Source organism: Chloroflexota bacterium (assembly GCA_018648225.1).
In the GTDB taxonomy this organism is placed as follows: domain Bacteria; phylum Chloroflexota; class Anaerolineae; order Anaerolineales; family UBA11858; genus NIOZ-UU35.
Genome location: JABGRQ010000201.1, coordinates 1 through 6,558, shown reverse-complemented (window position 1 = coordinate 6,558; position 6,558 = coordinate 1). Strand labels below are relative to the sequence as shown.

Here is a 6,558-nt window from a genome sequence, read left to right as displayed (position 1 = left end):
ATTAAAAGGCCTCCCCTCCTTTTTGCTTACCCCTATTTATTGAGAAGATACTAAATTTATTACCACCACAACTCAAGAAACTTCATCAAGAGCGATCTGCGACAACGGCCCAATAAGGTGCCAGAGGCTATTATAAGGGTTAAAAAGATGACCACCAAGTGGAGTTGTCTGTCATCTTTTTTGAATTTGTGCAGGTTAATGGGGGTAATTAAGCTTAATAGCGCACAAAAAAGATGGAGTACAATAAGATAGTGATTTTCAATTGCCCCAACGGGGGAGTGTTTGAAGCCTTGTTTTTCCAAAATCAATCAGACTTTATGGTATGAAAAAGATGGTCTCTTCCACCAATGCAATGCCAGAGCAAGGACAACTCGTAACGGTTCGCCAACGCCAGTATGTGGTCACGGATGTGCAGAAGAGTTCTTTGCCGCCCAGCCCGCTATCGTTGTCTCCTGATCAGCAGCAGCATCTAATCTCCCTGCGTTCTGTGGAGGATGATGCGCTGGGTGAAACACTGGAAGTGATCTGGGAGCTGGAGCCTGGTGCACGGGTTGAAAAGGCCGTAGGGTTGCCATCCGTAGATGGTTTTGACCCGCCAGAACGATTGGACGCTTTTCTGGATGCGGTGCGTTGGGGTGCGATCTCATCTGCCGATGTGCGGGCGTTACAGGCACCTTTTCGGAGCGGGATCGAGATTGAAGATTACCAGCTTGATCCTTTAGTGCGTGCTATTCAGATGCCGCGCGTCAATTTGTTGATCGCGGATGATGTCGGTTTGGGGAAGACTATTGAAGCCGGATTAATCGTCCAGGAGCTGATCGTTCGAGCCAGGATTCAATCGGTGTTGGTCGTCTGCCCAGCGGGTCTCCAGATCCATTGGCGTGACCAAATGCGGGATAAGTTCGGGTTGGAGTTCCGCATTGTTGACGGAACCCTGGTCAAGGAGTTGCGGCGTACCCGTGGCATCCATGCAAATCCCTGGAAACATTTTCCACGTCTGATCACGTCGATCGACTATATCAAACGCGATCGCCCAATGCGCCTGATGCGGGAAGTGCTCCCCGCAGAGGGAGAAACTGTTTATCCGCGCCCCTTTGATATGTTGATCGTGGATGAGGCGCATAACGCTGCCCCCTCAGGGACCGGCGAATATGCAATTGATTCTCTCAGAACACAAGTCATCCGCACGCTGACGAGGCATTTTGAGCACCATCTCTTCCTGACCGCTACCCCACATAACGGGTATCCGAACAGCTTCTCAGCATTGTTGGAGATGTTGGATCATCAGCGTTTTGCACGGGGAATTTCTCCAAACCCAAGCCAACTGGAAAATATCATGGTGCGGCGCTTGAAGTCGGAGTTTGTGAACTGGGCAGGTAAAAATAAATTCAAGCAGCGTATTCTGGATGTGATCGAAGTGGATTATGGCGATGATGAACACGACGTGCATCGCTGGCTACGTGAGTATACAGAACTGCGTCAGAAGTCTGCCCGAAGTAACGAAGAGCGCTACGCGACAGAGTTTGTGTTGAAGCTGCTCAAGAAAAGACTCTTTTCATCTCCGGCAGCTTTTGGCTTAACCCTGGACAAACATATCAATACCCTGCAACGGGATGTTGAAAAGAAAGCAAAGGCGCAGAAGAAGGTTTCTCCTGGCATTTTGCGGCGACGCATTGCACAAATGGATGAAGACTACGCCGTAGACAGCGATTACGAAACTGCCATCGAGGATGCAGTCGATACGGCCAGCAATATCTTTGAGACCCTTGATGAACGCGAAAAATATCTTTTGAAGCAGATGCAGCATTGGGCGGAACGAGCAGCCTATCAACTGGACAGCAAAACCAAGGCGTTTATCGCCTGGCTGGAAGAGACCGTCAAACCCAACGGCGCATGGAACGATGAGCGCGTGATTATCTTCACAGAATATCGCGCCACCCAAAACTGGTTGCAAGATTTATTGGCACGCTCAGGGCTGGGATCGGACGGTCGTTTGCTGACGATTTTCGGTGGCATGGACAAGGATGACCGCGAGGCAGTCAAAGCCGCTTTTCAGGCGCGCCCAGACCAAAGCCCGGTGCGTATCCTGCTGGCAACTGATGCTGCATCCGAGGGCATCGACTTGCAAAATTATTGTCATCGTTTGGTGCATTTTGAGATCCCCTGGAATCCCAATCGCATGGAACAGCGCAATGGGCGCGTGGATCGACATGGACAGCGCCACGATGTTTTGATCTACCATTTTGTGGGCAAGGGCTATCAGGGGCGCACTGAGCTGGATACTGTGCCGGTGGGCGATCTGGAAGGTGACCTTGAATTCCTGATGCGCGCTGCGCGTAAAGTCCAGCAAATTCGTGAGGATTTGGGGAAAGTCGGTCCGGTGATCGCCAGCCAGGTGGAAGAGGCGATGATCGGCAAACGGGATCATTTGGATACGCAACTGGCAGAAGATGCTGCCCAGGCGGGAAGGCAGATGCTCAAGTTTGAGCGCGATCTAAAGACAATCGTAGATCAGCATTATCAGCTATTGCAGGAAACCAGAAAAAATCTGAATCTCTCACCCGCGAATGTGAAAAAAGTTGTCGACATTGCGCTTGACTTAGCCGGACAGCCTGCTTTGCTGCCAACAATCGAAGTTGATGGTCCAGCGCTTGATGGAAGCGCCTATCACTTGCCCGCCTTGAGCGACAGTTGGGCGAAGAGCGCCGATGGATTGGCGCACCCGCATACAGGGAATGTACGCCCGATTGTTTTTGACCACAGTCAGGTAAAGGGACGCGATGATGTCGTTCTGGCGCATCTCAATCATCGTTTGGTGCAGATGTCCTTGCGCTTGCTGCGTGCCGAAGTTTGGTCTTCGAGCGGGAAGCTTTTCCGTGTAACGGCGCGCCAGGTGCCGAACGATGCCTTGGAAACACCCGCTGTGGTTGCCCATGCACGTTTGGTGGTGACGGGCGGAGACAGCCATCGCCTGCACGAGGAGATTATTACCGCAGGCGGCGTGATCCGTGAGGGGCGTTTTCGGCGCATGAATGTTGGCGAGACGCAAAATGCGATCGACGCTGGCACGGGCAAGCCCGTTTCTGAAAGCGTGCAGCAGATGCTGATTGACGTTTGGCCCAGCATTGAAAGCTCGCTAGTGGCAGCCCTTGAAGCGCGCATGAATGACCGTCTTTACGGGATGCAGCGCTTGTTAGAAGAACGCTCGACCAAAGAGAGCAGCGATATTCGGGCGGTTTTGTCTGAACTGGAGCAAAATATTCGCGCGGAGTTGAAGCGTCTTGATAAGCCTGAACAATTGGAGCTCTTTAGCAATTTCAAACAGGATGAGTTTGACCAGCTCAACCGCAACCTGGCGGCGTTGCGTGCTCGCCTGAAGCAGATCCCCAGTGAAATTGACGAGGAAGTTGCGCTGATCGAGCAGCGTTATGCAGACCCGCGGCCAAGGATGTTCCCGGTGGCGATCACTTTCCTCGTGCCGGAGAAATTATCATGACCGCAACCCAACATGCCGAATGGCTTTCTCTTTTAGAAATTTCTGGTCCTTTTTTGTCTTTGCCGGTCTTGACGCGCATTTTCCCGCAGGGGATTGATGCGTTTGAGAGTCAGCGGGCGCGTTTATTGCGGGATGCCTACGAAGAATGGGCGGATAATGTGCAGGGGTTGGTGCCCGACCCGTTGGTACATGGCGAGTGGGTGCGTTTTGTACTCGAAGCAGCGCTGGGCTATGACGACGAGGTGCTAAAAAGCGGGACCGAGATACCGGAATCCTTCTCGGTGGCGGTTTTGGAACACGGTGAAACGTTGAAGCCAGACCTGTTGCTGGTTGACCCTCAGCAAGCCACGGGTGCGGAGCGATCCGTGCCGAGGTTGGTGATCCAAATTTTGCCGCCCGGACAAGACCTCGAGAAGCCGATCTCCGGCAGTCGCTGGAAGGCATCCGCAGCAACGCGCATGATGGAATTATTGCACGCCTTGCAGGAGCAGCAGCCTGATGCTACGTTGGGATTGCTGACGAACGGTGAACGCTGGATGCTGATTTCGGCGTCCAAGGGTGAGACGACGGGCTTTACATCCTGGTATGCCTCGCTCTGGTTTGATGAACGCCTGACGCTGCGGGCTTTTGCGGCATTGTTGGGCGCGCAGCGTTTCTTTGGCGTGCCTGCCGATGAAAGCCTGAGCGCCCTGCTGGTGGAAAGTGCCAAAGATCAGCATGAAGTCACCGATACGCTCGGTTATCAGGTGCGGCATGCGGTGGAGATTTTGGTGCAGGCTATTGACCGCGCAGACCGCGATGCGCAGGGGCGTTTACTGGCGGGGCTGGGCATGGATGCGCTCTATGAAGCGGCGCTGACGGTGATGATGCGTCTGGTCTTTTTGCTTTCTGCCGAAGAGCGCAAATTGCTGCCTTTGGATGATCCCTTTTATGCCGAAAATTACGCCATTTATCCGCTGCGCGAGATTTTGCGCAAGCAGGCGGATGAGACCGGCGAAGAAGTGCTCGAACGAAATAGTGATGCCTGGTTCCGTTTGTTGGCTGTTTTTCGGGCGGTCTACGCCGGTGTGCAACACGACCGCCTGCGTTTGCCTGCCTACGGCGGCAGCTTATTTGACCCCGACCGTTTTCCCTTCCTCGAGGGGCGTGAACCGAAATCCGATTGGCGTGGGGATGCTGCCCTGCCGATCAAAATCCCAAACCGCACGGTGCTGCATTTGCTGGATGCTTTGCAGGTGCTGGGGATGAAGCTGCCGGGCGGCGGACGGGAAGCACGGCGGATCAGTTTTCGGGCGCTGGATATTGAGCAGATCGGGCATGTCTACGAAGGTTTGCTGGATCACCAAGCCGTGCGTGCGGACGAACCTGTGTTGGGCTTGGTCGGTGCCCAGGGGCAGGAACCCGAAGTTGGGCTTTCTGTTTTGGAAAATTTCGCCGCACAGGGCGCTGATTTGGCTGCCAACGTAAAGCTGATCGAATTCCTGCGCGAGATCACCAAACGCTCCGAATCGGCGTTGCGCAACAGCTTGAGCCAGGCTGCGGATGAACTGGATGGGAATACCTTACGGATCGCCTGCGGCAATGACGCGGCACTCATTCAACGCGTGCTGCCTTTTGCCGGGCTGCTGCGTGAAGATGATTTTGGTACGCCGGTCGTCGTGGTGGCGGGCAGTGTTTATGTGACCGCAGGCAACACGCGCCGTGCGACCGGCACGCATTACACCCCCCGCAGCCTGACCGAACCAATTGTGCAGCATACCCTCGAGCCGCTGGTCTACACAGGCCCCGCCGAAGGCAAACCCAAAGAAGATTGGCAACTAAAAAGACCCGAAGCATTGCTCGATCTGAAAATTTGCGATATGGCGATGGGCAGTGGGGCGTTTCTGGTTCAGGTGGTGCGTTATTTGTCGGAGAGACTTGTTGAAGCGTGGGAGCAATATCCAGTGGACAGTGGTCAGGTATCAGGGGGCAGTAGTGGGCAGTCACCGAATACTGACGAACTGATCACTGACGACCGATTACTGGACGCAAAGCGATTGGTTGCCGACCGCTGCATCTACGGCGTGGATAAGAACCCGCTGGCGGTCGAGATGGCGAAGCTCTCGCTCTGGCTGATCACGCTCGACCGCGCCAAGCCCTTCAGCTTTTTAGACCACGCCCTGAAATGCGGTGACTCGCTGGTGGGCGCATCCGAAAGCGACTTTTTGAATTGGGCACGCGGCTTATTGAACGACCCCGCACGGGCAGCCAGCAAAACGCTCTTCGATGCCACCCTCGAAGAAGAGATCGCCCTCGCCCGCCAAAAACGACGGGAGTTGCAATCCTTTCAAGTTCTCGATCTACGAGACGCCGAACGCAAAGCGCTCCTGCTGGCAGAAGCGGATGCCGCTCTCGAGCGGGTCAAACTGGGCGCAGACCTGCTGACAGGCAGCAAATTGCTCGGTTTGAGCCAAAAAGAAAGTGAAGACTTCTCCTCCCGCCTTTTGCTTGATTATGTGGCAGGCGAAGCGATGCAAAAGCCCGACGCCGAAAAAGCCTTAAATGCCGCCCACAAGGAACGCGCCTTTCATTGGGGATTTGAGTTTCCGGAAGTTTTCCAGCAGGGGGGCTTTAGCGCTTTTGTGGGAAATCCGCCGTTTATCGGGGGAAGAAGAATTATCCGCACATTTGGAGAAAAATATCAATCTGCACTAAAGGAATTATTCATTGATGTAAGCGCAAATGCCGATTTTTCGGTTTATTTTTTCTTGCAAGCTTATAAAAATACGTTTAGAGGAGGGTATTGGGGATTGATTGCAACTAAAACTATCGCTGAAGGCGATACACGTGAAAGTGGTTTACAAAAAATGCTTTCACAAAACACACATATTTACCGTGCGATTTCATCTCAACCCTGGCCAGGGGCAGCAAATGTCTTAGTAGCTATCGTTTTTATGACAACCGCTTCTTGGAAAGCATTATCAAACTTAAATAATGAGTATGTAAAAAACATATCTTCGTTTTTGCTTCTGTCCTGCCTCAGCGCAAAATGGAATTTTGGCAGCCATGTTATAGTTCACAAC

2 protein-coding genes are annotated in these 6,558 nt (G+C 53.1%); both read left to right on the top strand.

Features of this window, described 5'->3' with window-relative positions; genetic code table 11:
• Nucleotides 1-331 precede the first annotated feature (331 nt).
• Nucleotides 332-3,496 carry a DEAD/DEAH box helicase family protein gene (locus HN413_17410; GenBank protein ID MBT3392180.1) on the top strand — a complete coding sequence of 1,055 codons (3,165 nt, stop codon included), beginning with the start codon at nt 332-334 and terminating at the stop codon, nt 3,494-3,496.
• A partial coding sequence (locus HN413_17405; protein ID MBT3392179.1) for a restriction endonuclease occupies nt 3,493-6,558 on the top strand: 3,066 nt, incomplete at its 3' end. The genes HN413_17410 and HN413_17405, both read left to right, overlap by 4 nt.